Genomic DNA, 25,323 nt, shown 5'->3' with positions numbered 1-25,323 from the left:
GCCCGTAGATGCGGGCCGTAGAGGGTCGAAAGTAAGCCTCCCCGGGAGCCTTGCCAAGACCATCGTCGTTAACCCGCTGAGTCGATCACGTTTCACACTCTCGTGGGTGATCGACCCCGCCGGTCAGGCGGTGAAGCCGGCGACCCGCAGTGCGTGGACGAGGTCCCAGTGGCGCTCCTCCGAGACACCCCGCGCGGCCTCCAGCAGCAGCGGTACGAGCGTGCCCGGGCCGGGGGCGGCGCTGCGGGCCGCTTCCTCAGGGGTACGGACGCGGACATAGGCGTCGAGCAGCGCGCGCACCTCGCGGCGGCGGCCCTCGGCGGTCAGCCCCAGCACGGCGGCGCCGATCTCCTCGGCGGGCCGGGCCACGCCCTGGCGCAGGATCTGCTCCCCGTCACCGCCGCGCCCGGCCCCGACCAGCGCGTCCGCCGCGGCGACCAGCCGGTCCGCGGGCAGCGAGGCGGCCTCCCACAGCAGGCTCGCCCAGTCGTGCCCGAGCCCGGCCCGCTGGAGTTCACCGGCGAGCCGCGGGAAGCGGGCGGCGGGCCAATGGGCGGCCTCGACGAGCAGCGCGTGCGCCTCACCGCTGCGCCCCTCCGCACGCAACCGCACCAGCGTCCGGACCGTCTCCACGACCTCCTGCCCGGCCCCCGCGTCCACCGGCTCGGCCTGCGGCTCCGGGCGCACCTCGGGCTCGCCCGCGGCCCCGGCGAACCGGGCACCTCGCGGAGTACGGCGGCCGCGGGCGGCGGGCGCGGGCAGAGCGGGTTCGGCGGCGGGCGGTACGACGACGGGGCCGGTCTCCTCCTCGGCGACCCCGGCGAAGCGGGCGCCGCCACGACGGCGTTTGCGCTGCTTGGGGGTGGGTTCGGCGACGGGGGCCGTGCCCGTGTCCCGTGTCTCGGCCCACTCCGGCCCACCGGCGACTGCCGGAGCGTCGTGGGTGGCGGCCGCGGAACCGGACCCCTGCCCGCCCCACCCGTCACCCCACCCCGTGTCCTCACGCCGGCCCGCCGCCTCCGCGGCCGTACCCGCGTCGCGCTGTTGCGGCATGTCCGGGACCCGGCCGCCCTGCTCGTCCGCGTCGCCCGGGCCGTACTCGCTCTCGATACGGAACACACCGCCGATGCGTCCGCGGCGGATCGCCCGGGCCTGGCCCTCCGCCGAGCGGTGGTCCAATCGCTGGATCCGGGAACGGAGTTCCGCGCACCGGACGGTCGCCCGTTCGTGGTCGTCGCGGGCCCAGGCGAGGTCGAGGCGGAGGGCGTCGGCCTGTTCCCGGGAGGTGGCGGCGGCCAGCGAACGACCCAACTGCGTCTGCCGTTCGGCGGCGTACCGCTGTTCGCGGAGCATGACGTCGAGTCGGTCGCCGAGGGCGTCCCGGCCACCGGGCCGGGCGTCGAACGCGGACAGCGCCGCGGCATGCAGGGCCCTGACCTGTTCGGCCTCGGCAGTGGCGGCACCCGGGCCGTACTCGGTGGCCAGGTCCTGCAGCAGTGCCTCCACCACGTCCCAGGGCGGCACTTCACGCCCCTCGAGACAGGCCCGCACACCGTCGGGGTCGCGCTGCCAGAACACCGCGCACCAGCCGCCGCCCTGATCCAGGCGCGCCAGCAGACCGTTCAGGTAGTTCGCGAACTCCCGCACCCGACCCGGGAGTTGTTCCACTGCCATCGCACAACTCCCGCCAGACCGGAGTACTCCGGTCCGTAGAAAACACCAGTTGTGTTACGGCGCGGCTACAGCGGCTTTGCGAACCGGGCGCAAAGATCCCCGACCGGGCGGTCCGACACTGTGCGCCCCGCCGTCAGAAAGGCACCAGCACACACCTCACCACGAGGTCGTCCATGGACAGCCCCAGCACTCCCGCCAGCGCGGCGACGGTGAAGAACGCGGGCGTCGGCGCCCGGCCGGTCTCGATCTTCCGAAGGGTCTCCGCGGAGATACCCGCACGCGCCGCGACGTCGGCCATGCTGCGGCCACCGCGGGCCTCGCGCAGAAACCGGCCGAGCCGCTCGCCGCGTTCACGCTCTTCTTGGGTCAGTGGGGTGCGCACCATGACACCATTCTAATACCGGTATAGTAATTGGCATGGTGGAGCTGAAGACGGACACATCGATCGACGCCATGTACGAGGCCGGCCAGGTCGTGGGGCGTGCCCTCACGGCCGTGCGCAAGGCCTCCGACGTGGGCGTCTCCCTGCTGGAACTGGACGAGGTGGCGCACGACGTGCTGCGGGAGGCGGGCGCGTCCTCGCCCTTCCTCGGCTACCGGCCCTCCTTCGCGCCGACCGCCTTCCCGGCCGTCCTCTGCGCCTCCGTGAACGACGCGATCGTGCACGGCATCCCTACCCGCTACAAGCTGCGCGACGGCGACCTCGTCTCGATGGACTTCGGTGCCGAACTGGGCGGCTGGGTCGGCGACTCGGCGCTCAGTTTCACGGTCGGCACACCGCGCCCGGCCGACGTACGCCTGATCGAGACGGCCGAGCGGGCCCTCGCCGCCGGTATCGCGGCCGCCGTCGTCGGCAACCGCATCGGAGACATCGCGCACGCGATCGGCACGGTGTGCCGCCAGGGCGGGTACGGCATCCCGGACGGCTTCGGCGGACACGGCATCGGCCGCCGGATGCACGAGGACCCGGGGGTGCCCAACGAAGGGCGCCCCGGCCGCGGCATGAAGCTGCGCCACGGCATGGTCCTGGCGATCGAGCCGATGCTGATCGGCGGCGGCACGGACGGCTACCACGCGGACGCGGACGGCTGGACCCTGCGCACCAACGACGGCTCACGCGCGGCCCACGCCGAACACACGGTGGCGATCACGGAGACGGGCCCGCGGGTCCTGACGGCGCGCGCGGACTGAGGGGCACCGGATCTCCGGGGTCCAGGTCTCGGGGGCTGGGTCTCGGGGGCTGGGTCTCGGGGGCCAGGTCTCCCGGGCCAGGTCTCCCGGGCCAGGTCTCCCGGGCCAGGTCTCCCGGGCCAGGTCTCCCGGGCCGGGGCCTCGGGCGCCAGAGCCTCCCGGGCCGGGGCCTCGGGCGCCAGAGCCTCGCGGGCCGGATCTCCCGGGCCTGGGCCCCGGGGACCAGGACTGACAGAGCTGTCGCACCGCCGGACAGTGAAACCGCAGGCGACCGAGGCCCGGCATGGGATATGTCAACCCATCCCGGACTGCCGCGCCCCGCATGTCCACGGCGTGCGCGTCGACGGCCTCACCGCCCGTACAGCCCTGCGACGACCGGGAGTTACCCTGCCCCATGCCGATCGCACCGGGGACCGCCGCCGACGCCGACCGTATCGCCGCCCTGCACACGGCCAGCTGGCACAGTGCGTACGCCGCGCTCCTGCCCGCCGCCTATCTGCACGGCCCGGTGGCCGAGGAACACCGGGAGAAGTGGCGGGCCAGGACGGCCGCGCTCGCCCCCGACCGTCTGCTTCTCGTCGCGCACGAGGACGGTGAGCTGCACGGTTTCATCTACCTGTGCACCGCGGCGGACGGTCGTGTCCACGTCGACAACCTGCATGTCCGCCCGGATCGCGTCGGCACCGGTCTCGGCCGGAGCCTGCTGCGCCGCGGCCTCTCCTGGGCGGCCGCCGCGCACCCGGGGCGGGACGTCTTCCTGGAGGTGCTGCGGGGCAACGATCGTGCGATCGTGTTCTACGAGCGCCAAGGCGGCCTGCGCACGGCCGAGCGCCCGCTGCGGCTGGCCCCGGACCTCGTGGTGGACGAGGTGGAGTACACCTGGCCCGCAGCACAGGTGGGTCGTCCGGGCGAGGACGGGCCAGAGGTGTAACCGGCTCCCACGCGGGTTACCCGACCCCGGCACGTCGATCGGCGAGGCGTCCCCGGGCCCTGCGGGGAGGCCGGATGGGAACGGCCATGACCAGCGGCTTCAATGGATCGGAAGGCTACGACCCCTTCGGCGAGTTCCTCGCCCGGTTCTTCGGCGGACCCCGACCCGGACCCCGGCAGATCAACATCGGCCGGCTGCTGAGCCAGCCCGCCCGTGAACTGGTCCGGGGTGCCGCCCAGTACGCCGCCGAGCACGGCAGCCGGGACCTGGACACCCAGCATCTGCTGCGCGCGGCACTGTCCGCCGAGCCGACCCGGAGCCTGCTCAGCCGGGCCGGCGCGGATCCCGACGAGCTCGCCGAGGAGATCGACGAACGGTCCGGCCCGGTGCAGCACCCGCCGGGCGAGGTCCCGCCGCCGACCTCGCTCTCCCTGACCCCGGCCGCCAAGCGCGCCCTGCTGGACGCGCACGACCTGGCCCGGGCCCGCGGCACCGGTTACATCGGACCCGAGCACGTCCTCAGCGCGTTGGCCGCCAACCCCGACTCCGCGGCCGGGCACATCCTCAACTCCGCCCATTTCGCGCCCTCGCCCCTGCCGCCCGAGAACGCACCGGACCCCGGGCAGCCGCGCAGCGAAGCGCCCCGCACCACCGGCACCCCGACCCTCGACAAGTACAGCCGTGACCTCACCGAGCTGGCCCAGCAGGGCCGTATCGACCCGGTGATCGGCCGCGACGAGGAGATCGAGCAGACCATCGAGGTGCTCTCCCGGCGCGGCAAGAACAACCCCGTGCTGATCGGCGACGCGGGCGTCGGCAAGACCGCCATCGTGGAGGGGCTCGCCCAGCGGATCTCCGAGAGCGATGTGCCGGACGTGCTGGTCGGGCGGCGTGTGGTCGCCCTGGACCTGACCGGGGTGGTCGCGGGCACCCGCTACCGGGGCGACTTCGAGGAGCGGCTCACCAACATCGTGGGCGAGATCCGTGCCCACTCGGACGAGTTGATCGTCTTCATCGACGAACTGCACACCGTCGTCGGCGCGGGCGGTAGCGGTGAGGCCGCCTCGATGGACGCCGGCAACATCCTCAAGCCCGCCCTGGCCCGCGGCGAGCTGCACATCGTCGGCGCGACCACCCTGGAGGAGTTCCGGCGGATCGAGAAGGACGCGGCACTGGCCCGCCGCTTCCAGCCGATCCTGGTACCGGAGCCGTCCGTCGCGGACGCCCTGGAGATCCTGCGCGGACTGAGCGACCGCTACGAGGCCCACCACCAGGTCCGCTACGCCGACGAGGCGCTGGTGGCCGCCGTGGAGCTCTCCGACCGCTATCTCGCCGACCGCCGGCTGCCCGACAAGGCCATCGACCTCATCGACCAGGCCGGCGCCCGGGTACGGCTGCGCGCCCGCACCAAGGGCACGGACGTACGGGCCCTGGAGCGCGAGGTCGAGCAGCTGGCCCGGGACAAGGACCAGGCGGTCGCCGACGAGAGTTACGAGCAGGCCATGCAACTGCGCGACCGCATCACGCAGTTGAAGCAGCGCATCGGTGAGGCCACCGGGCACGACGAGGCCGACGAGGGGCAGAACCTGGAGGTCACCGCGGAGGCGATCGCCGAGGTGGTGTCGCGGCAGACGGGCATCCCGGTCGCCAGCCTCACCCAGGAGGAGAAGGAACGGCTGCTCGGGCTGGAGGAGCACCTCCACCAGCGCGTGGTCGGCCAGGAGGAGGCGGTGAGCGTGGTCGCCGAGGCGGTCATGCGCTCCCGCGCCGGTCTCGCCAGCCCCGACCGCCCCATCGGCAGCTTCCTCTTCCTCGGCCCGACCGGTGTCGGCAAGACCGAGCTGGCCCGCGCCCTCGCCGAGGCCCTGTTCGGCAGCGAGGAGCGCATGGTCCGCCTGGACATGAGCGAGTACCAGGAACGCCATACCGTCAGCCGTCTGGTCGGCGCCCCGCCCGGATACGTCGGCCACGAGGAGGCCGGGCAACTCACCGAGGCCGTCCGCCGGCACCCGTACTCGCTCCTGCTGCTGGACGAGGTCGAGAAGGCGCACCCGGACGTCTTCAACATCCTCCTCCAGGTCCTCGACGACGGCCGCCTCACCGACTCCCAGGGCCGCACGGTCGACTTCACCAACACGGTCGTGGTGATGACCAGCAACCTGGGTTCCGAGGCCATCACCCGCCGCGGCGCCGGCATCGGCTTCGGCCCGGGCGGCGCCGAGGCCGACGAGGAGGCCCGGCGCGAACAGATCCTGCGGCCGCTGCGCGAGCACTTCCGCCCGGAGTTCCTCAACCGCATCGACGAGATCGTGGTCTTCCGCCAGTTGACGCAGGAGCAGCTGCGCCGGATCACGAACCTGCTCCTGGACCGGACCCGCCGGATGCTCCACGCCCAGGGCATCACGGTCGACTTCACGGACACGGCCGTCGACTGGCTCGCCCAGCGCGGCTACCAGCCGGAGTACGGCGCCCGTCCCCTGCGTCGCACGATCCAGCGGGAGGTGGACAACGAGCTGTCCCGACTGCTCCTGGACAGCCGTGTGAAGGAAGGCGGCCGGGTGACGGTGGACCTGGAGGGCGGGCATCTCGCGTTCCGTACGCAGGACGAGACGCCCGCCCCTGAGCGGTGACTACGGCGCCGGGCGCACCACCTGCGCCGAGCCGCCGCCCCGTCGTACCGTCTCGGCCGCCGCGAGCCACTTCCCGTCGGGCAGCCTCTGGACACCGGTCGCCGCCCCGATCTCGGGGTTCAGCCTGAACGAGTGCCCGATGGCCTCGAGCCGGGACCTGAGGCTGCCGGGACCGGTGTCGTTGAAGAGCGCGGGCTCCACCTCCGTCTGCGCGGCGTTCCGCTGGCTCGCCCGCGGCGCGGCGATCGCGTCGACGAGCGGCACCCCGCGGTCCACGAACTGCGTCAGCGTCTGCAGCACGGTGGTGATGATGGTCGCCCCGCCGGGCGAACCGAGCGCCACGACAGGCTTGTCGTGCCGGTCGAGCACGATCGTCGGCGAGATCGAGGACCGCGGCCGCTTGCCCGGGCCCGGCAGATTCGGGTCGTGCACGGCCGGGTTGGCCGGGACGAAGGAGAAGTCCGTCAGCTCGTTGTTCAGAATGAACCCACGCCCCGGCACCGTGATCCCGCTGCCACCGGTCTGCTCGATGGTGAGCGTGTAGGAGACGACGTTCCCCCACTTGTCGGCCACCGTCAGATGCGTGGTGTTCTCACCCTCGTACGTCGTAGGCGCCGCCGTCCCCCCACTGGTGCAGGCCGCCGGATGGCGCGGATCGCCCGGCGCGACCGGGCTCGTCAGCACCGCGTCGTCCTTGATGAGGCACGCGCGGGAGTCCGCGTACTTCTGCGACAGCAGTTCCTTCGTCGGCACGTCCTCGAAGGCCGGGTCGCCCACCCAGCGCCCCCGGTCCGCGAACGCGATGCGGCTGGCCTCGATGTACCGGTGCAGGTACTGGACCTCGCTCGCCTTCGAGAGGTCGGTGTTCTCCAGGATGTTGAGGGCTTCACCGACGGTCGTGCCGCCGGAGGAGGAGGGCGCGATGGAATAGACGCCGAGTCCGCGGTACGAGGTCTTCGTGGGCGCCTGGAGCTTCGCGCGGTAGGCCGCGAGGTCCTTCTCCGACAGGTCGCCCGGGCGGGCGTTCCAGCCGGAGGCCGGGTCCACGGGCGGGTGGTTCACGGTGTCGACGATCTCGTCCCCGAGACCGCCGCGGTAGAGGGTGTCGACGCCCTTCCTGCCCAACTCCTCGTAGGTGCGGGCGAGATCGGGGTTCTTGAAGGTGGAGCCGACGACCGGGAGCTGTCCGCCGGGCAGGAACAGCTTCGTGGTGTCCGGGAAGTAGCGGAACCGGGTCTCGTTGGCGGCGGTCTGCGTGCGGAAGGTGTCGTCGACGGTGAACCCGTCGCGGGCGATCCGCTCGGCGGGCTTCAGGACCGTCCCGAGTCTCTTGCTGCCCCACTTGCCGAGCGCCGTCGCCCAGGTGGCGGGGGTGCCCGGCGTACCGACGCCCAGTCCGCTGCTGACGGCGTCCGCGAAGGCGAGCGCCTTGCCGTTCTCGACGAACAGGTCGGAGCCGGCGGTGAGCGGAGCCGTCTCCCGTCCGTCGATGGTGTGCACCTTGCGGGACTTGGCGTCGTAGTAGACGAAGTAGCCGCCGCCTCCGATGCCGGAGGAGTAGGGCTCGGTGACGCCGAGCGCGGCGGCCGTGGCGACGGCGGCGTCGACCGCGTTGCCGCCCTTCCTCAGGACCTCGATGCCGGCCGAGGAGGCGTCGAGGTCGACGCTCGCGACGGCACCGCCGTAGCCGACGGCGACGGGCACCTTCCGCGGCGTCGAAGAGGTCGGGGCGCTCCCTGGCGGAGCTGTCGCCCCGACCGACACCACGGCGGCCGAAACCGCCAGGACGAGAAGTTTCCGCGCGACAGGGCGACGCATGCGTACCTCCAGGCCGGGACCGTCCGCGCAGCGTAACCACAACACCAGGGGCCCGACAGCCCCATTCAGGGCACCCGCCATGAGAACGCCACACTTCGAACACGGGTACGTACCAGCCATGTCGGCCCGCTAGCATGCGCGCCCATGAATGACGACGTGCGCAACATCGTCCTGGGCGTGGTCGCGGCCGGCATCAGTGCCGCCCTCGGCTGGGTGGCCCGCACCTATCTGTGGAAGCGCAAGCTCCGCAGGAAGCAGGCGTTCTTCGGGCTGCCGGACAATTCCGAGTCCCTCCTCGTCGTCAACCGCGACGCCGGCAGCCCGGACCTCGCCGTGCACCGCTACGACGTCTTCGCGCTCCTGGAGCTCTCCGCGCTCATCAAGGACTGCGGTGCGCACGCCGAGGTGATCACGCAGGACACGGCCCGGCAGGGCTTCGGGGAGCGCACGGAGTTCTGTGTCGGCGGCCCGGGATCCAACCGCCGCATGGCGGCCCATATGCACGCCATGCTGCCCGGGGTGCGGGTGAACACCGACCCGGAACCGGGCCCGGACCGGCTCGCCTTCCAGATCGGCAGCGAGCGCTACCGCATGGAGAAGGGCCTGTCCGAATACGTGCTGCTGGCCCGGCTCACGGCGGGGCAACCCGGCCTGACCCGGCCCGTCTTCCTGTTCAGCGGCCAGACCGCGATCACCAACCAGGCCGCGACCCGCTACCTCGCCCGCAACCACGAGCGGCTGTCCCGCAAGTACGGCAACAACACGTTCGTCCTGCTGCTGAAGGTGGTCAACTCACAGGCGTACGGTCCGGACGTCGCCGAGCTGATCGCGGACGTGACCCGGGCCGCACAGGCACCACTGCCGGCACCCGCGGCTCCCCGCAACTCCCACCGCGCCTCCTGAATTCATTCACATGACAACAATCGTTACTGCCGCGTAACTTACCGACGGGTTACCTACGGTAAGAACCCGCGGTTACCGTCGGGTCACTTTGCATTGACACGAGTGAGGAGTGACCCGTGGGACACCATCGCAAGGCCCTGCGCACCACCGCCGTGGGCGCCGTCTCCGCGACCCTGATCGCCGGTGGGGTCCTCGGCACGACCCCCGCCGCACAGGCCGCGACGAACGACGTCCGGTTCGTCGACATCACCGGCGAGGGCGGCACCGTCCTCAAGGCGAACGTCATCACCCCGGCCGGCGCCGACGGCAGCCGCAGCTACCCGCTGCTCGTGCTGCCCACGAGCTGGGGCCTGCCCCAGGTCGAGTACTTCGCGCAGGCCCAGAAGCTCGCGAACTCCGGCTATGTGGTGCTCAGTTACAACGTGCGCGGCTTCTGGCAGTCCGGCGGGGAGATAGAAGTGGCGGGCCCGCCCGACATAGCCGACGCCCGCAAGGTCATCGACTGGGCGCTCACGCACACCCCGGCCGACGCCCGGAACGTCGGCATGGCGGGCGTCTCGTACGGCGCCGGCATCAGCCTGCTCACCGCCGCACAGGACAAGCGCGTCAAGGCGGTCGCCGCCCTCAGCGGCTGGGCCGACCTGATCGACTCGATCTACTCGGGGCGCACCCAGCACGTCCAGGCCTCGGCCCTCCTCGACGGCGCGAGCCTGGTCACCGGGCGCCAGAGCGCCGAACTCCGGGAGATCTTCGACAACTTCTACGCCTCCGACCTGTCCAGGGAACAGGACATGGTCAATTGGGGGAAGAAACGTTCGGTCGCCACATATGTGGATCAGCTGAACAAGAACGGCGCGGCGGTCATGATGGCCAACGCCTGGGGCGACACGATCTTCCCGCCCAACCAGTACGCCGACTTCTACGAGAAGCTGACCGGTCCGAAGCGACTGGAGTTCCGCCCCGGCGACCACGCGACCGCCGAGCTCACCGGTCTGCTGGGGCTGCCCAACGACGTGTGGACCGACACCGAGCGCTGGTTCGACCACTACCTCAAGGGCGAGGCCAACGGCATCGACAAGGAGCGGCCCGTCCGGCTCAAGTCCCGTTCCACGGGCGGCTACGAGGGCTACCCGGACTGGAAGTCGGTGGGCGCGACCCGCAAGAAGCTCGCCCTGTCCGGCACCACCACGATCCGCACCAACGTCGACTCGGGCGCCAATGGCGGGGTCGTCTTCCTGTCCAGCATCCTCGACCAGGTCGCCAAGCTGCCCCCGGTCGCCTCGATCCCCCTGCTCCCCCGCACCTGGGCGGCCGTATGGCAGTCGGAGAAGTACGCGACGGCCCAACAGGTGCGCGGCACCGCCGAGTTGCACACCACGGTCACCCCCACCAAGGAGAGCGGCACCCTCGTCGCCTACCTGTACGACGTGGGGCCGCTCGGCCTCGGCAAGCTGGTCAGCAACGCGCCGTACACCTTCCACGGGCAGACGCCCGGCAAGCCGTTCGGCGTCGACCTGGAGCTGTACTCCACGGCCTACGACGTCCCGGCAGGGCACCGTCTCGCCCTGGTCGTCGACACGGTCGACCCGCTCTACATCGAGCACAACCCGTCCGGCGCGCGGCTGACCTTCTCCTCGCCGTCGAACGACCCGTCGTACGTGTCGATTCCGCTGCGCGAGCAGTGATCTCCGGCCGGCGCCGGGCGGGTATGGCTCTGTGAGCTGCCACCCCCTACGGTCTCGGGGCCGTGGGGGGATCCCCACCCGGCAGCGGCGTCCCCGGCGGGATCACCGTCACCACGGGGATGAACGGCATAGCGTAATAGAGGTTCGACGCGAGGAAGTCGCCGGCATGGGGGCCGACCATCGGGTCCTTGCACACACGTGCGGTGCGGAACATGGGTCGCACTCCCCCCGGGTCAATGCGTGAGGATCTTGGAGAGGAAGTCCTTCGCTCGCTCGCTGTTCGGGTTGGTGAAGAACTCCTCGGGGGCGCGGTCCTCGACGATACGGCCGTCGGCCATGAACACGACGCGGTTGGCGGCCGAACGGGCGAAGCCCATCTCGTGGGTGACGACGACCATGGTCATGCCGTCGTGCGCGAGTTGCCGCATGACCTCCAGGACCTCGTTGATCATCTCCGGGTCGAGGGCCGAGGTCGGCTCGTCGAACAGCAGGGCCTTGGGATCCATGGCGAGGGCGCGGGCGATGGCCACGCGCTGCTGCTGGCCGCCGGAGAGCTGTGCCGGGTACTTGTCCGCCTGGTCGGCGAGACCGACCCGGTCGAGGAGCTGACGGGACCGCTTGTCGGCCTCGTCCTTCCTGCGCCTACGGACCTTGGTCTGAGCCAGCGAGATGTTCTGGAGGACGGTCTTGTGGGCGAAGAGGTTGAAGGACTGGAAGACCATGCCGACCTCGGCGCGGAGCTTCGCGAGGGCCTTGCCCTCCTCCGGCAGCGGCTGTCCGTCCAGCTGGATCTCACCGGACTGAATGGACTCCAACCGGTTGATCGCCCTGCACAGGGTCGACTTTCCCGACCCTGACGGGCCGATGACCACGACCACCTCCCCCTTGCCGACAGTGAGGTTGATGTCCTGGAGGACATGCAGTGCCCCGTAGTACTTGTTGACGTCACGCAGCTCGATCAACGGATCGACGGCCATGCCCAGCCCTACCCACTCTCAGCTGTGTCGCGATTGCCGCAAACTATCCAGACAAGAGTGGAGTTAATACACGACACGCACTTTTCGGGCATTAGCCGTATTTACTCCTTGCTTATACGCCTGCCCTAGGCCTCCGCCACCTCGGCATACAGCTGGGAGAGTTCGGGCACCCCGCTCGCCGCCCACTCATGGCCGTCGGCGACGACATCGAACTCCCGGCCGGAGCCGAGCCGGATCACCGGCTGCCCGTCGGAGCGGATCCCCCAGTGCGCCCCCTCCACGGTCCGTACGATCACCGTCCCGAGATACAGCCCGGCGTCGTTGCCGAGCCACTCCAGGACCTCCGCGTCGTCCCGCCACCGCGGCACCAGCTGGTCGAGCGCCTCCAACGAGGCAACGGTGTCGTCGAGTTGCACACCGCTGCGGTACGCCTGGTGGCGCAGCAGCTCACACTCGGAGAGGAGCTCGGCGATGCCCTCGGCGTCGTGCACCTCGGGTTCCTTGCGCCGGTTGCCCAGAAAAGGGATCTTCATACGCCCAGCGTGTCATTGGCACACGCCCCAGCACCACAGGCGCGCGCCTGCAGTCGATTCGGGGCGACTTCACGCCGAGTTCGCGCATGGCTCGTTGACGCGCCACCGGTGCCTCCTTAACTTCACGGAGCGTCTTTCGTATCGTCCTGACCGGTGCTGAACGGGGGAACCAGGTGCGCCGAGGTGTACGGATGTCCGCGCTCGCCCTCGCCCTGTGCGCGGTCCTGGTACCGGCCGGCCCGGTGCAGGCGAGCGCCCCGCGGCGAGCGGAGAGAGCACAACCGCTTCCGCTGGAGCAGCTCTTCGACAACACGGCGGTCAGCGACGACGCCCGGCCCGGCGCGGCGGACTTCGACGGGTCGGGCGCCTCCCTGTCGGCCCAGGACCTCACGGCGGCGGGCTGGACACCCGGCCGGACGCCGACGGTGCAGGGGGCACGGCTGTCCTGGCCGCGCCGGGAGGCGGGCGAGCCGGACAACGTACGGGCCGCCGGGCAGTCGGTGCGCGTCGGCGGCCGGGGCGACGCACTCGCCTTCCTGGTGGCGGGCACGGGCGGCGCCGACGTGACGGGTGCGGGCAGGGTGTCGTACGCGAACGGCAGCAGCTCCTCCTACCGGCTCACCGCCCCCGACTGGCGCACCGGCCCGCTCGCCACGAAGGCGGTGGCGCTGCCGCACGTGAACACGCCCGGCGGTCAACTCGCCGAGAAGGCACGGCTGTACGTCGTGACAGTCCCGCTCGCGCGCGGCCGCCAGATCGCCTCGGTGCGGCTGCCCGACTCGCCTGCCCTGCATGTGTTCGCGGTGTCGGTGCGGGCCACCACCGCGGGCTGGAGCGGGAGTTGGGCGGCCGCGACCGCCGGGTACCCGGCCGTGGGGCCGTGGAGCGGGCGGACGCTGCGGCTCGTGGTGCACTCCTCGGTGGGCGGGCCGCGGGTGCGGCTGCGGTTCGACAACACCTTCGCGGCGGCTCCCGTGCGGATCGGGAGCGCGACGGTGGCGGTCCAGGAGGCCGGGGCGGCGGCGCGGGACGTGCCGGTGCCGGTCGCCTTCCGGGGTGCGGCGGGCGCCGAGGTGCCCGCGGGGGCGCAGGTGTTCAGCGATCCGCTCGACTTCGAGGTGCCCGCGGACGCGAACCTGCTGGTGAGCTTCCATCTGCCGGGGACGGTGACGGCGGCTCCCGTGCACCGGCTGGCGCAGCAGCGCTCGTACGTCAGCGAGGCGGGCGACCACACGGCCGACGGCTCGGCGACGGCGTACACCACCGCCCTGACGAGCTGGCCGCTGCTGACCGGGGTGGACGTGGGCGGCGGGCCGGGGTCCGTGGTGCTGCTCGGGGACTCGATCACGGACGGGGACAAGTCGACGTCGGACGCCAACCGGCGGTGGCCCAATGTGCTGGCCACACGGCTGCTGGCGCAGGATGTGGTCCCGCACTACGGCGTGCTGAACCAGGGGATCTCCGCGAACCGTGTGGTCTCCGATCGCTATCCGGGTGACGGAGTCTCCACGGACACCGGCGGGGTGAGCGCCCTGCACCGGTTCGACCGGGATGTCCTCGCGCAGACGTCGGCACGTACGGCGGTCGTCTTCCAGGGCGTCAACGACGTGCGGTGGGGCGCCACGGCGGACGAGGTGATCGCGGGCCTGCGGGAGGTCGCCGACCGGGGCCGTGCGCGCGGGCTGCGGATGCTGGCCGCGACGATCCTGCCCTGCGAGGGCGAGGCACGCTGCACGGCCGCCGTGGACGGCGAACGGGTCGCGGTGAACGCCTGGATCCGGGACGCCGGTGTGTTCGACGGCTTCCTCGACTTCGACGGCGTGGTGCGCGACCCGGACCGCCCGGCACGGCTGCTGCCCGCGTACGACAGCGGCGACCATCTACACCCGGGAGACACGGGGCTCGCGGCACTCGCCGGGTCCGTGGACCTCGGTCTGCTGCGGTGACCAGGGCCTGTCCGACGGATCATGCCGGCGTCGCGGGGTCTGGCACGCACATCTGCCGCGTTGTCGTCACTCGCCGACGCTCCGCGTCGACTCCCTCCTCCGCCTTGCAGCTGCACGCACCAGGCCCCGCTCGACTCGGTCCGGTATGCACCGCCTCTTGCAGCCGGCCTGATCCGCCGGACAGGCCCTAGACGTCGAGATCCACGACCACCGGCGCATGGTCCGACGCGCCCTTGCCCTTGCGCTCCTCGCGGTCCACGTAGGCGTCGCTGACGGCCTTCGCGAACGGCTCGTTGCCGTAGACGAGGTCGATGCGCATGCCACGGTTCTTGGGGAAGCCGAGCTGGCGGTAGTCCCAGTACGTGAAGGGGTGGTCGTACTTGAGGGGGCGCGGGACCACGTCGGACAGGCCCGCCTCGCGCAGCGAGGTGAGGGCGGCGCGCTCGGCCGGGGTGACGTGGGTGAGGCCCTCGAAGGCGGCCACGTCGTAGACGTCGTCGTCGGTCGGCGCCACGTTGTAGTCGCCCAGGACCGCGAAGGGGCGGCTGCCCGCCGCGTCGCCCGCGACGGCCGCCTTGAGGGCCTCGAACCACTGGAGCTTGTAGGCGTAGTGCGGGTGGTCCACCTCGCGGCCGTTCGGCACGTACACCGACCAGACGCGGACCGGGCCGCAGGTCGCGGAGACGGCGCGGGGCTCGGGGGCGCCGTCGTAGCCGGGGTCGCCGGGCAGGCCCTTGACGACGTCCTCCAGGCCGACGCGGGAGATCACCGCCACGCCGTTCCACCGCCCGGTCGCGTTGACCGCCGCCTCGTAGCCCGCCTCGCGCAGCTGGTCGAACGGGAACTGCTCCTCGGCCAGCTTGGCCTCCTGGAGGCAGAGCACATCGGTGCCGCTGCTCTCCAGCCAGGCCAGGAGCCTCGGCAGGCGGGCGGTGATCGAGTTGACGTTCCAGGTCGCGATGCGCATGCCTGACAACCTACCGGGCGCCACTGACACTCACAGCGACGTGCTCTCCCCGGGCGCCAGCCGCATATGCTCCGAGCCGCCGAGCGCACCGATCTGGTTGTCGTAGATGGGGCGGGCGAGGTCGGTGAGAAGGGCGTCGTGGATGTCGTACGCCCGCTGCGGCTTGACCTCCCGGACGTAGTCGATCACCTCGGAGATCTTGCTCCAGGGGGCCATGACCGGGAGCATCAGCGTCTCGACGGTGTGGTCGGGGACGGTCAGGGCGTCACCGGGGTGGAAGACGCGGCCGCCGTCGACGAGGTAGCCGACGTTGGTGATGCGCGGGATGTCCGGGTGGATGACGGCGTGGAGTTCGCCGTGGACCTGGACGTCGAAGCCGGCCGCCGTGAAGGTGTCACCGTGGCCGACGGTGTGCACCCGGCCCGGGAAGGCGGCGGAGATCTTCTCCGCGACGGACTTCAGGGTCCAGATCTCGGCGGCCGGGTTCGCCTCCAGGGCCGCGCGCAGCCGCTCCTCGTCGAAGTGGTCGGGGTGCTCGTGCGTGATCAGGATCGCGTCCGCGCCGACCGCGGCGTCCGCCTCGCCGAACCCGCCGGGGTCGAGGACCAGCGTGCGTCCGTCCTTCTCGAGGCGGACACAGGCGTGCGACATCTTCGTGAGCTTCATGACTTCCATCCTGCCTCCTGGAAGGCGCGCCGGGGCGGCTCAGCCTGGTGGTTCCGCTGCCCGGCTGAGGCGCTCACTCCTCGGGAGTCGTCTCCTCCCGGATGACCTGCTGGGCCACCTTGAACGCGCTGTTGGCCGCCGGCACCCCGCAGTAGACCGCCACCTGCAGCAGCACCTCCTTGATCTCGACCGGGGTGAGCCCGTTGCGCAGGGCGGCCCGGACGTGGAAGCCGAGCTCCTCCAGGTGGCCGCCCGCGACGAGGGCGGTGAGCGTGACACAGCTGCGGGAGCGGCGGTCGAGGCCGGGGCGGTCCCAGATCTCGCCCCAGGCGTAGCGGGTGACGAACTCCTGGAAGTCGCCGGAGAACTCGTCGGCCTGCGCCAGCGCCCGGTCCACGTGCGCGTCGCCGAGCACCTCGCGGCGCACCTTGATCCCGGCGTCGTACGGGTCGGGCCGTCCCCCGCCCACGAAGGGCGCCGGTACGGCGGGGGCGATCTCGGCGATCGGCGAGACCTGCGGCGGGGCGGCCAGGACCGGCTTGAGCGGGGCGGCCGGGATGGCGGTCTGCCCGGTGGAGTCGAAGCCGGGCTGCCAGGCCGTGGAGAAGTGCCGGACCAGGAGGTCGGTGACGGCAGCGGGCTGCTCCACCGGTACGAGGTGGGAGGCGCCCGGCACCACGGCGAGCCGTGCGTCGGGGATGCCGGCGACGAGCGTACGGGCCTCCGCGGGGCCGGTGACCTGGTCGTCGGAGCCGACGAGGACGAGGGTGGGCACGCCGACGTGAGCGAGGTCGGCCCGTATGTCGAAGGCCGCGAGAGCCTCGCAGGCGGCGATGTAGCAGCCCGGGTCGGTGGTGCGGACCATCTGCACGGCCCAGTCGGTGATCGCGGGCTGCGCGGCGGCGAACCCGCCGGTGAACCAGCGGTCCGGGGAGGTACGGGCGATGGGGTCGAGCCCGTTCGTCCGCACGATCACGCCTCGCTGCCGGAACTCGTCCGGCGTGCCGAATCTCGGCGAGGCGGCGATCAGCGCGAGCGAGGCGACCCGCTCCGGGTGGCGCAGGGCCAGCTCCAGGCCGACCGCGCCGCCGAGCGCACAGCCCGCGTAGCCGAAGCGCTGGATGCTGAGCCGGTCGAGGGTGGCGAGCAGCCGGGCGGTGAGGTCGCCGACCGAGCCCGCCGGGTGGGCGGGTGCGCCGCCGTGCCCCGGCAGATCGAACCGGAAAATCCGCCACTGCTTGGCCAGCTCGGGAACCTGCCGGTCCCACATGTGCCACGTGGTGCCGAGCGAGGGGCCCAGGATGAGGACCGGGGCGTCGTCCGGGCCGTCGAGGCGGTACTGGAGGGCGGGGGTCTGCGTCTCACTCACCGCTCCACGCTAACCGCCATTCCTTTGGCCGCGGCCCCTGGGACCCCACTCCTCGCACCCGGCTCCCGGACATCACCGGAGAATGCTCACACGGCCTTCACCGAAGCACGGGGACGGGGGCCGCGCCACGGACGGTCACCCCGAACCGGGTCCGCATCCTTCGCATCTCCCACAGCGAGACGGCCGTCACCGTCAGCGGGCCGCCCAGCAGCGAGCAGTACTGCACGGCCGGCGGCCCCTGGGGCATGCCGCTGTCGATCACGTTGAAGATCGCGAGCACCCACACCAGCGCCACGGTCACCACGGGCGGCAGCATGGGATGGACGTGGGCGGTGTTGAACGCGCTGCGAGCGGAGTACAGCGACGCCAGGAGGAAGAAGGGAATGCCCCAGGCCAGCACGGCCAGCCCCGTGAGCCCCACCACGAAGCCCTGCCACCCGCTCAGGTCGTTCTTGGACGCCTGCCCGATTCCCAGGAGGGTCCCGGCGAGGACGCCCACGGTCAGCAGATACCAGCCGACCGCCTTCAACGGGGCGTGGAGCCTGGAGCGCAGATGGGGCCTCAGGTGCTGGGGCGCGTAGAAGACGAAGGCGAGGATGACCAGCGGGCCGCCGACGATCAGCAGGACCGGGGCGATGATCATGTTGGCGACGCCACCGGTCGCGGCGTCCTCCCAGCCGCCCTTCTCCACGCCGTAGGCCATGAACAGGGCGACCGTGGCGACAGCGCCGAGCACTGTGCGGGTCACCTGGACGCGGTCCACGGTGCGGTCCTCGATCCGGCCGTCGCCCTCCTGCACGAAGAGGCGGACCGCGACGCGGTGCGCGGAGCGGAGGATGGCGGTGACCAGGTAGGGCGCGGAGAGGAACCACAGGCGGCTGCGGCGGCGCGGCGCGCGCCCGGGCACGGGGGCCGGGGGCACATAGGGGTACGGGTTCTGCGGCGGGTACGGGTTCTGCGGCGGGTACGGCGCCTGTGGCGGTACGTAGGGGTTGTTGGCCGGCGCTCCGGGCGGAGGGCCCCAGCCCTGTCCGCCTGTTCCGTTGCCGCCGGGCTGTCCCGTGCCGGGACCCCATCCCCCCGTAGCCATGCCGCTCCCCCGTTCGCTTTCGGTCAGTTGCTGTGTCGCAGAGCGACATCGCGGCATTTTAGTGGCACCTGAGTCGCCACCCCGCGCAGCCACTGTGCGAACTGTGTGTGGTGGTTGTGTGAAGCGTGTCAGCCCTCGGGCGATGCCCCCAGGCCGGTCAGGGCGCCCACCGGGTCGAGGTCGGGGGTGCCGCGGGGCCACCAGTCGTCGGCACCCGGGTCGGATTCGTAGGCGTACCACAAGCCGTCGCGGCCCAGACGGAGTTGGACATGGCCGCGGGGGTGGGTGAGGTGGTTGCGCCAGGGGCGGAAGGCCGGGAGGTCGGCGGCGAGGAGGAGCGGGCGGGCACGGTCGAAGCGGCCGGCCGGCGGGTCCCAGGGTTCCTCCAGGACGGCGAGGCCCTCGAACCCGCCCTGCCGCCAGGCGGCGACCGCGCGCGCCAGGTCGGCCGGGGTGCGGTCGGCCGCGGCGGCGAGCGAGGCGTAGAGCGAGCGGGTGGCGGCGGTGAGGCCGGAACCGGGGCGGGCCGCGGCGAGCCGGACCGCGTCCTGCCACAGCGTCAGTTCGGCGACCGGGTCACGGCCGGTGCCGAGCAGCGCGTGGGCACGTCCGGCGGCGTCGGTCGCCAACTGGTCCAGGGCGAAGGGGTCCGGGCCGCCCGGGGCCGCCGGGTAGACCGGGGGCTGCTCGGGGTGCGGGGGCATCGGCAGCGGGGCCGGCAGGGGCGGCAGCCGGCGAGGTGCGAGGGCCTCGGTGGCGCGTACGCCGGGCAGCGGTGCCGGGCCCCTGTCCTGGGCGGCGCGGGCCGCGCGGGCGGCGCTCAGCCGGGACAGCGCGTCGAGCAGTTCGCGCTCGCCGCGGCCGCGCAGCAGGAGCAGGACGAAGGGGTCGGCGTCGAGCAGACGGGCGGTCTGGTAGCAGAGGGCGGCGGCATGCTTGCAGGGGTGGCCGCGGTCGGGGCAACTGCACTGCGGTTCGAGGTCGCCGGGCCCGGGGAGCAGCCGGACACCGCCCTCGGCGAGGGCGTGGGGCATCTCCTTGTCGAGCAGGGCGGCGATGTGCCCGGTCCGCTCCGCGGCGGCGTCCAGGAACCGGTCCCAGTCGGCGTCGTCGAGCGTCCGCAGCCGCACCTGCACCCGGTACGGCCGGGGCCGGCTGCCCTGCACGTACGCGAGGACGAGCCCCGGCGTCACGGTGATGGCGTCCACATTCCCCTGCTCCGCGTAACCACGCCCCCGCGCCAGCCGCTTGGCGTCCAGCGCACCCCTCTCTAGGGCGTCCACCCACGCGTTGCCCCACCAGGTCTCGGCGAATCCACCGTCCTCGCCGGAGGCACGGGCCGTGAACGCCGGGAAGGTACGGCGCAGTTCACCGTCGCGGCCGGGGGCGCCCATGGAGCGGGGCCGGCGGGGTGCGGCGGGCGGGGGTGAGTCCGAGAGGGCGGTGCCGAACGCGGCGTGGGCATGGAGGGGGGCGGGGCCGGTGCCGGAGCCGTACGGGTCGGGGACCGTGTCCTGCGCGGCGTCGGCGGGAACGGGGTCGCGGTCCCACTCGGCCGCACTCCCCTGGTCCGCCTCGTCGTCGGGCATACGGAAGGCGTCGGCGAGCGACTCCCGCACGGCCCGAGCCCGTTCGGCGGCGGTACCGCCGGCCGGACCGCCTCGGGCGACGGGAGCGGGCGGTGTCGTACGGCGTGGCCGGGCCCCGGCCCCGGTGCCCCCGCCCGTGACCTCCGTGCGCAGCCGGCGCTCTTCCGCACGGGCCGCCCGCAGGGCCTCACGCGCCCGGTCCGCGGGGCGCGATCCTTGCGGGGCTCCTCCCCCGTTCCCCCCTCCCGGGGCGGGATCCGCCGTGTCACCGAGCCGGTCGGTCTCCTCACCGGACCCGCTCGCCGACGCGTCCGACCCGGCAGACGTATCCGCCTTGTCCTCAGCCGTCCTGGCCTCCTGCGCCGGTCCCTCGGCTCCGGCACCCCGTCGATCAGCGGCCGCGCGCCGCAGCGCCGCGCGGGCGGCGTCCCCCGGCCGGACCTCACCGGGCTCCGGCTGCCGCACTGCGGGCCCTTCGCCGACGGAAACGGCGGAAACGGTGGATCCGCCGGATGTCCCCGACACCGAGCCGTCCCCCGCGGGCTCCCTCGGCTCCGCCGTGCCCTCCGCGGTCCCCTCCGCCTCCCGGCGTTCCCGCGCCTCCCGCAGTGCGCGGCGTACCTCGTCCGCCGGCCGGCCCGTCATGACGTCCTCCGCAGGGAGACGAGGTCGGACAGTTCACGGTCGGTCAGTTCGGTCAGGGCGGCCTCGCCGGAGCCGAGGATCGCGTCGGCCAGTGCCCGCTTCGCCTCCAGCATCTCGGCGATGCGGTCCTCGACGGTGCCCTCGGTGATGAGGCGGTGGACCTGGACCGGCTGGGTCTGGCCGATGCGGTAGGCGCGGTCGGTGGCCTGCTCCTCGACGGCCGGGTTCCACCAGCGGTCGAAGTGGACGACGTGGCCCGCGCGGGTGAGGTTGAGGCCCGTGCCCGCCGCCTTCAGCGACAGGACCAGGACCGGCGTCGCACCGCTCTGGAAGCGGTCCACCATGCGCTCGCGCTCCGGCACCGGTGTGCCGCCGTGCAGCAGGTCCACCGGGACCGCGCGGTCGGTCAGGTGGGCGGCGATGAGGCGGGCCATGCCGACGTACTGCGTGAAGACGATAGCCGAGCCGTCCTCGGCCAGCAGGGTGTCCAACAGCTCGTCCAGCAGGGCCAGTTTGCCGGAGCGGACGGCGAGCCGGTCGGCGGCTCCGGCCTCCTCCTTCAGATACAGCGCGGGGTGGTCGCAGATCTGCTTCAGCGCTCCCAGGAGCTTCAGCACCAGGCCCCGGCGTGCGATGCCCTCCGCCGTCTCGATGGCGAGCAGCGACTCGCGGACCACCGCCTCGTAGAGGGAGGCCTGTTCGCGGGTGAGCGGGACCGGGTGGTCCGTCTCCGTCTTGGGCGGCAGTTCGGGGACGATGCCGGGGTCGGACTTCTTGCGGCGCAGCAGGAAGGGGCGGACCAGCCGGGCCAGCCGCCGCACCGCCTCCTCGTCCTCGCCGTTCTCGACGGCGCGTGCGTGGCGGGCGCGGAAGGACTTCAGGGGGCCGAGCAGTCCGGGGGTCGTCCAGTCGAGCAGGGCCCACAGTTCGGAGAGGTTGTTCTCCACCGGGGTGCCGGTCAGCGCCACGCGCGCGGGTGTCGGGATGGTGCGCAACGCCTTCGCCGTCGCCGAGTACGGGTTCTTCACATGCTGCGCCTCGTCCGCGACGACCATGCCCCAGCGCTGCTCGGCCAGCCGCGGTGCCATCGACCGCATGGTGCCGTACGTCGTGAGCACGAAGCCGCCGTCCAGGTCCTCCAGGGTGCGGTCGGGGCCGTGGAAGCGGCGGACGGGGACGCCGGGCGCGAACCGGGTGATCTCCCGCTGCCAGTTGCCGAGCAGCGAGGCCGGACAGATCACCAGGGTCGGCTCGCGGCGGGCGCGCTTCAGGTGCAGGGCGATCACCGTGATCGTCTTGCCGAGGCCCATGTCGTCGGCGAGGCAGCCGCCGAGGCCGAGGGAGGTCATGAGGTCCAGCCAGGCCAGACCCCGCAGTTGGTAGTCGCGCAGGGTCGCGTGCAGACCCGGCGGCGGCTCGGCGGGCCGCACCCCGACCGTCAGCCGGTCGCGCAGCGCGGCCAGCGCGCCGACCGGTACGGCTTCCACCGTCTCGCCGTCGACCTCGGCGCTGCCGGTGAGGGCGACGGACAGCGCGTCGACCGGGTCGAGCAGGCCCAGTTCGCGCTTGCGGGCCTTGCGGACGAGCGCCGGGTCGACCAGCACCCACTGGTCGCGCAGCCGGACCACGGGCCGGTGGGCCTCGGCGAGCGCGTCCATCTCGGCCTCGCTGAGCGGGTCGCCGCCGAGCGCCAACTGCCAGCGGAACTGAAGGAGTTCCTCGCTCTCGAAGAAGCCGGTGCCGTCGGTGGCCGAGCCCGGCGCGGACCGCACCACCGCGGCCGCGCTCAGGTCCTGGGCCAGGTCACGGGGCCAGTGCACGGCGACCCCGGCCGCCGCGAGCCGGGTCGCGGCGACGCCGAGCAGATCGCCCAACTCCTCCTCCGACAGGGCCAGTACGTCGGGCACGTCCTGCTCGCCGAGCCGGTCCAGAGGCGCCCAGACCCTGGCGGCACGCCGCACCGCGAGGGCGGCGTCCACACGCGCGCGGGGTCCGAACACCGCGTCCGCCTCGCCCGACCACAGGGCCGCCGCGTCGGCCACGAGGGTGGGGTCGGCGAGGCTGTGCACCTGGACGATCGCGGCACCGGCGCTGCGGGCCCGGCCGCCCTCGTCGAAGAGGTCGTACGCCGACAGGTCGAGGCGGAGCGAGATCCGCACGCCCGCGTCCATGCCGGCGGCGACCTCGGCGGCCCAGTCCTGCGCGCCGGGCAGACGCTGCGGGCGGCGGTCCGCGAAGGGCCTGCCGGAGGCGAGGGGGGCGGCCGGGGTGCGCGGGAGGGTGTCGGCGACGGCGTCCAGGAAGGAGCGCATCAGCGCTTCCGGCTCGGGCAGCCGGATCGGGCCGGGGCCGGGCAGCGGGACCGCGTGACCCTCGTGGGGCAGGGCGGCGGCGATCGCGCGCAGGTGAGCGATGTCGTCCGGGTCCAGGGGGCCGGCCCGCCAGGCGTCGTGGCCGGTGGCGGTGAGGCCGGGGAGCAGCCGGCCGCGGGCGGTGAGCCGCAGCGCGTGCAGGGCGGCCGCGCCCCAGCAGGCGGTGGCGGGGTGGGCGGCGGGGTCGCGCCGGGCGCGCACGAGGAGGGGCAGGGCCTCGGCCAGGGGCAGTTCGAGCGCGGGGGCGGTCCTGCGGCGCACTCCGGCGCCGTGTCGTCGTACGACGGTGAGATCCGTGTGTCCGTCGGGCAGCGGCCCGTCCTCGGGGTCCCAGAAGGCCATCCGGCCCTCGCGCGGGAGGGGTGCGGGCAGGAAGACGGCGGCGAGTCTCACGGAGACCGGGTCCATCGCTCGCCCGGCCGTCGCGACCGTGTCACTCATACGTCCTGCCACCTCCCGTCCCGCGTGTCGGATCAGACGTCTTCGACTCTACGGGCGGGGTCTGACAATCGGCTCCGGCGACGGGCCGGGCCGCCGTGCCGAGCGACCGGACGGGACGAGGGCGTCGCCCTGTGGCCTACGGAACGGTGCGGGAGACGACGTACACCATCGGGTTGGCCGGGTCCGCGGTGTTCACCACGATGTCCTGGGTGGGCGCCGGGTTCTTCTGCTTGTGGACGAGGCCCGACCAGGGGCCGGGGCCGGTGAACCTCCAGCCGGTGATCTTCTGGTCGCGGGCGCCGATGGTGATCTCGCCCTCCTTCAGGTCGTCGCGGTTGACGCCGACGCCGGCCAGGAAGGTGTCGAGGCCCGCGTTGCTGGTGCGGAACTGGACGTAGAGGCGGCTGGTCTTCCAGTTGTTGGTCTCGTAGTACGCGATCCGGTCCGCGGGATGCGGGATCGGCACCTGGTAGAGGCGGCGCTGGACCTTGGACGGCCAGCCGGCGGTGAGGCCGGTCGCCGAGTACTTCGCCTCCTTGTCCTTGCCGCTGTTGCGGCTCTGGTTCGCGGAGATCACCAGATAGCCGGCCGGGACGCCGATGAGCAGCACGATGATGAGCAGGGTGAGCGCCCGGCGGCGGTTGCGGTGGCGGCGGTCCTCGGTCGGTCGCCGCGGTTCCTCCGGGGAGTCGCCCTGGCGGGGCACCGAAGGGGTCACGGACGGGTTCACGCCTGCCCCTGGGTCGTACGGCGGGACTCGGTGTACTTGGCGTAGCGCTCGTAGCGCTCGACCCGGCGCCGGTTGGCGCGCCGGAAGCGGCGGGCGACCAGGCGGGCGAGGTCGGCGGCGCCGACCATGCCGGCCTCGGGGCCGAGCTGGGCGCGGACGATGCGCGCCTCGGGGCGGTAGCCGCGGCCGGTGAGCTGGCGCTTGAAGGCGTCCCGCGCGGGGCCGATGAGCAGCTCGTCGGCGGCCGAGACACCGCCGCCGATCACGAAGCAGGACGGGTCGAGGGCGGCCGCGAGGTTGGCGATGCCGACGCCGAGCCACTGGCCGATGTCCTGGAGCAGCTCGATGCACATGGCGTCGCCGTCACGGGCCAGCTCGGTGATCATCGGGCCGGTGATGTCGCCGATCTGCCCCTTGACGTGCTCGATGATCCCGTAGGCCACCGGGGAGTCGGCCGCGGCCAGCTCCTTGGCCTCCCTGACCAGCGCGTTGCCGGAGCTGTACTGCTCCCAGCAGCCGCGGTTGCCGCACGGGCAGCGGTGGCCGCCGGGCACGACCTGCATATGGCCGAACTCGCCCGCTACACCGAACTTTCCGCGCTTGACCTGGCCGTCCTCGAGGATCGAGCCGCCGATGCCGGTGCCGAGCGTGATCATGACCAGGTGGTCCTCGTCGCGGCCCGCACCGAAGCGCCACTCGGCCCAGGCGGCGGCGTTGGCGTCGTTGTCGACCAGCACCGGTACGGCGAGCCTGCCCGCGAGGCGGTCGCGCAGCGGCTCGTTGCGCCAGGACAGGTGCGGGGCGAACAGGATGCGGTTGCGGTCGGCGTCGACCCAGCCGGCCGCACCGATGCCGACGGCGTGCACGTCGTGGCGGTCGGACAGGTCCAGGACCAGTTCGCAGATGGTGTCCTCGACGACCTTGGGGCTCTTGGACTTGTCCGGGGTCTCCGCGCGGAGCTTCTCCAGGATGTTGCCGTCGGCGTCGACGACACCCGCCATCACCTTGGTGCCGCCGATGTCGATACCGACCGTCGGCACGCGGGGCGCGGTCAGGTGTGAGCGGCGTTCCCTGGTACCGACCGTGCGGAGGACGGGGGCACGCCGGGAGCCGATCGGGGCCGTGAAATTGCCGTAGGTGCTCATCAGGCCCGATTGTGCCTCACC

The 25,323-nt window shown here is 72.6% G+C and carries 19 protein-coding genes; 6 read left to right on the top strand and 13 right to left on the bottom strand.

The genetic code is table 11. The features are described 5' to 3' along the window. Positions 1-123: 123 nt before the first annotated feature. Complete coding sequence (locus ACWD3I_RS16445) at positions 124-1,674, bottom strand: hypothetical protein (protein WP_365410371.1); 1,551 nt, start codon at positions 1,672-1,674, stop codon at positions 124-126. 133 nt (positions 1,675-1,807) lie between these two features. Beyond that, positions 1,808-2,059: a helix-turn-helix domain-containing protein gene (locus tag ACWD3I_RS16440; protein WP_365410368.1), complete on the bottom strand. Its 252-nt coding sequence runs from the start codon at positions 2,057-2,059 to the stop codon at positions 1,808-1,810. A gap of 32 nt (positions 2,060-2,091) precedes the next feature. Between ACWD3I_RS16440 and map the strand changes: the two genes are divergently transcribed. The 3 genes from map (at position 2,092) to ACWD3I_RS16425 (ending at position 6,426) form a co-directional block, all read left to right on the top strand. Further along, positions 2,092-2,865: a type I methionyl aminopeptidase gene (gene map, locus ACWD3I_RS16435; RefSeq protein WP_365410365.1), complete on the top strand. Its 774-nt coding sequence runs from the start codon at positions 2,092-2,094 to the stop codon at positions 2,863-2,865. A 394-nt stretch (positions 2,866-3,259) separates the two neighbouring features. Next, positions 3,260-3,796, top strand: a complete 537-nt coding sequence (locus tag ACWD3I_RS16430; protein WP_365410362.1) for a GNAT family N-acetyltransferase — start codon at positions 3,260-3,262, stop codon at positions 3,794-3,796. An 86-nt stretch (positions 3,797-3,882) separates the two neighbouring features. Next, the gene (locus ACWD3I_RS16425; RefSeq protein WP_365410418.1) at positions 3,883-6,426 is read left to right on the top strand and encodes an ATP-dependent Clp protease ATP-binding subunit; all 2,544 of its coding nucleotides are present in this window, start codon (positions 3,883-3,885) and stop codon (positions 6,424-6,426) included. Here ACWD3I_RS16425 and ggt read toward each other — a convergent pair whose 3' ends face one another. After that, on the bottom strand, positions 6,427-8,244 hold the full coding sequence (gene ggt / locus ACWD3I_RS16420) for a gamma-glutamyltransferase (RefSeq protein WP_365410359.1): 1,818 nt from the start codon (positions 8,242-8,244) through the stop codon (positions 6,427-6,429). It lies immediately after the preceding gene. Positions 8,245-8,388: 144 nt separating this feature from the next. Here ggt and ACWD3I_RS16415 point away from each other — a divergent pair, with 144 nt between their 5' ends. After that, complete coding sequence (locus ACWD3I_RS16415) at positions 8,389-9,147, top strand: hypothetical protein (protein WP_451084107.1); 759 nt, start codon at positions 8,389-8,391, stop codon at positions 9,145-9,147. A gap of 116 nt (positions 9,148-9,263) precedes the next feature. Then, the gene (locus ACWD3I_RS16410) at positions 9,264-10,832 is read left to right on the top strand and encodes an alpha/beta fold hydrolase (RefSeq protein ID WP_365402228.1); all 1,569 of its coding nucleotides are present in this window, start codon (positions 9,264-9,266) and stop codon (positions 10,830-10,832) included. 233 nt (positions 10,833-11,065) lie between these two features. Here ACWD3I_RS16410 and ACWD3I_RS16405 read toward each other — a convergent pair whose 3' ends face one another. Together ACWD3I_RS16405 and ACWD3I_RS16400 are read right to left on the bottom strand one after the other, a co-directional pair. Continuing rightward, positions 11,066-11,809, bottom strand: coding sequence for an amino acid ABC transporter ATP-binding protein (locus tag ACWD3I_RS16405; RefSeq protein ID WP_365402225.1), 744 nt, complete (start codon positions 11,807-11,809; stop codon positions 11,066-11,068). 125 nt (positions 11,810-11,934) lie between these two features. Next, positions 11,935-12,342 (bottom strand): DUF6278 family protein, encoded by a 408-nt coding sequence (locus ACWD3I_RS16400; RefSeq protein ID WP_365402222.1) that lies wholly within the window; start codon positions 12,340-12,342, stop codon positions 11,935-11,937. A gap of 191 nt (positions 12,343-12,533) precedes the next feature. Here ACWD3I_RS16400 and ACWD3I_RS16395 point away from each other — a divergent pair, with 191 nt between their 5' ends. Continuing rightward, positions 12,534-14,288, top strand: a complete 1,755-nt coding sequence (locus tag ACWD3I_RS16395) for an SGNH/GDSL hydrolase family protein (protein WP_365402220.1) — start codon at positions 12,534-12,536, stop codon at positions 14,286-14,288. A gap of 187 nt (positions 14,289-14,475) precedes the next feature. On the opposite strand, the gene ACWD3I_RS16390 is transcribed toward ACWD3I_RS16395, so the two are convergent. From ACWD3I_RS16390 to ACWD3I_RS16355, 8 genes are all read right to left on the bottom strand, one after another. Then, positions 14,476-15,255, bottom strand: a complete 780-nt coding sequence (locus ACWD3I_RS16390; RefSeq protein ID WP_365402217.1) for an exodeoxyribonuclease III — start codon at positions 15,253-15,255, stop codon at positions 14,476-14,478. A gap of 30 nt (positions 15,256-15,285) precedes the next feature. Continuing rightward, positions 15,286-15,921, bottom strand: coding sequence for an MBL fold metallo-hydrolase (locus ACWD3I_RS16385; RefSeq protein ID WP_365402214.1), 636 nt, complete (start codon positions 15,919-15,921; stop codon positions 15,286-15,288). Positions 15,922-15,994: 73 nt separating this feature from the next. Further along, the gene (pcaDC, locus tag ACWD3I_RS16380) at positions 15,995-17,290 is read right to left on the bottom strand and encodes a bifunctional 3-oxoadipate enol-lactonase/4-carboxymuconolactone decarboxylase PcaDC (RefSeq protein WP_365402211.1); all 1,296 of its coding nucleotides are present in this window, start codon (positions 17,288-17,290) and stop codon (positions 15,995-15,997) included. A gap of 97 nt (positions 17,291-17,387) precedes the next feature. Then, positions 17,388-18,380 (bottom strand): hypothetical protein, encoded by a 993-nt coding sequence (locus tag ACWD3I_RS16375; RefSeq protein WP_365402208.1) that lies wholly within the window; start codon positions 18,378-18,380, stop codon positions 17,388-17,390. Positions 18,381-18,508: 128 nt separating this feature from the next. Further along, positions 18,509-20,614: an SWIM zinc finger family protein gene (locus ACWD3I_RS16370; RefSeq protein ID WP_365402205.1), complete on the bottom strand. Its 2,106-nt coding sequence runs from the start codon at positions 20,612-20,614 to the stop codon at positions 18,509-18,511. Next, positions 20,611-23,427 carry a DEAD/DEAH box helicase gene (locus tag ACWD3I_RS16365; protein ID WP_365402202.1) on the bottom strand — a complete coding sequence of 939 codons (2,817 nt, stop codon included), beginning with the start codon at positions 23,425-23,427 and terminating at the stop codon, positions 20,611-20,613. The genes ACWD3I_RS16370 and ACWD3I_RS16365 overlap by 4 nt, the downstream gene beginning before the upstream one ends. A gap of 136 nt (positions 23,428-23,563) precedes the next feature. Further along, a complete protein-coding gene (locus tag ACWD3I_RS16360) occupies positions 23,564-24,145 on the bottom strand; it encodes a sugar kinase (RefSeq protein ID WP_365402237.1) in 582 nt (193 codons plus the stop codon). Between the two features lie 8 nt (positions 24,146-24,153). After that, on the bottom strand, positions 24,154-25,302 hold the full coding sequence (locus tag ACWD3I_RS16355) for an ROK family glucokinase (RefSeq protein ID WP_365402199.1): 1,149 nt from the start codon (positions 25,300-25,302) through the stop codon (positions 24,154-24,156). Positions 25,303-25,323: the final 21 nt, after the last annotated feature.

This window comes from Streptomyces sp. NPDC002817 (genome assembly GCF_053592055.1).
This window is presented reverse-complemented; position numbering and strand designations above follow the sequence as displayed.

Excerpts from the sequence above, each read along its gene's own strand:
- ACWD3I_RS16445 (WP_365410371.1), bottom strand. The coding sequence starts at position 1,674 with ATGGCAGTGGAACAACTCCCGGGTCGGGTGCGGGAGTTCGCGAACTAC.
- ACWD3I_RS16440 (WP_365410368.1), bottom strand. The coding sequence starts at position 2,059 with ATGGTGCGCACCCCACTGACCCAAGAAGAGCGTGAACGCGGCGAGCGG.
- map (WP_365410365.1), top strand. The coding sequence starts at position 2,092 with ATGGTGGAGCTGAAGACGGACACATCGATCGACGCCATGTACGAGGCC.
- ACWD3I_RS16430 (WP_365410362.1), top strand. The coding sequence starts at position 3,260 with ATGCCGATCGCACCGGGGACCGCCGCCGACGCCGACCGTATCGCCGCC.
- ACWD3I_RS16425 (WP_365410418.1), top strand. The coding sequence starts at position 3,883 with ATGACCAGCGGCTTCAATGGATCGGAAGGCTACGACCCCTTCGGCGAG.
- ggt (WP_365410359.1), bottom strand. The coding sequence starts at position 8,244 with ATGCGTCGCCCTGTCGCGCGGAAACTTCTCGTCCTGGCGGTTTCGGCC.
- ACWD3I_RS16415 (WP_451084107.1), top strand. The coding sequence starts at position 8,389 with ATGAATGACGACGTGCGCAACATCGTCCTGGGCGTGGTCGCGGCCGGC.
- ACWD3I_RS16405 (WP_365402225.1), bottom strand. The coding sequence starts at position 11,809 with ATGGCCGTCGATCCGTTGATCGAGCTGCGTGACGTCAACAAGTACTAC.
- ACWD3I_RS16400 (WP_365402222.1), bottom strand. The coding sequence starts at position 12,342 with ATGAAGATCCCTTTTCTGGGCAACCGGCGCAAGGAACCCGAGGTGCAC.
- ACWD3I_RS16395 (WP_365402220.1), top strand. The coding sequence starts at position 12,534 with ATGTCCGCGCTCGCCCTCGCCCTGTGCGCGGTCCTGGTACCGGCCGGC.
- ACWD3I_RS16390 (WP_365402217.1), bottom strand. The coding sequence starts at position 15,255 with ATGCGCATCGCGACCTGGAACGTCAACTCGATCACCGCCCGCCTGCCG.
- ACWD3I_RS16385 (WP_365402214.1), bottom strand. The coding sequence starts at position 15,921 with ATGAAGCTCACGAAGATGTCGCACGCCTGTGTCCGCCTCGAGAAGGAC.
- ACWD3I_RS16375 (WP_365402208.1), bottom strand. The coding sequence starts at position 18,380 with ATGGCTACGGGGGGATGGGGTCCCGGCACGGGACAGCCCGGCGGCAAC.
- ACWD3I_RS16370 (WP_365402205.1), bottom strand. The coding sequence starts at position 20,614 with ATGACGGGCCGGCCGGCGGACGAGGTACGCCGCGCACTGCGGGAGGCG.
- ACWD3I_RS16365 (WP_365402202.1), bottom strand. The coding sequence starts at position 23,427 with ATGAGTGACACGGTCGCGACGGCCGGGCGAGCGATGGACCCGGTCTCC.
- ACWD3I_RS16355 (WP_365402199.1), bottom strand. The coding sequence starts at position 25,302 with ATGAGCACCTACGGCAATTTCACGGCCCCGATCGGCTCCCGGCGTGCC.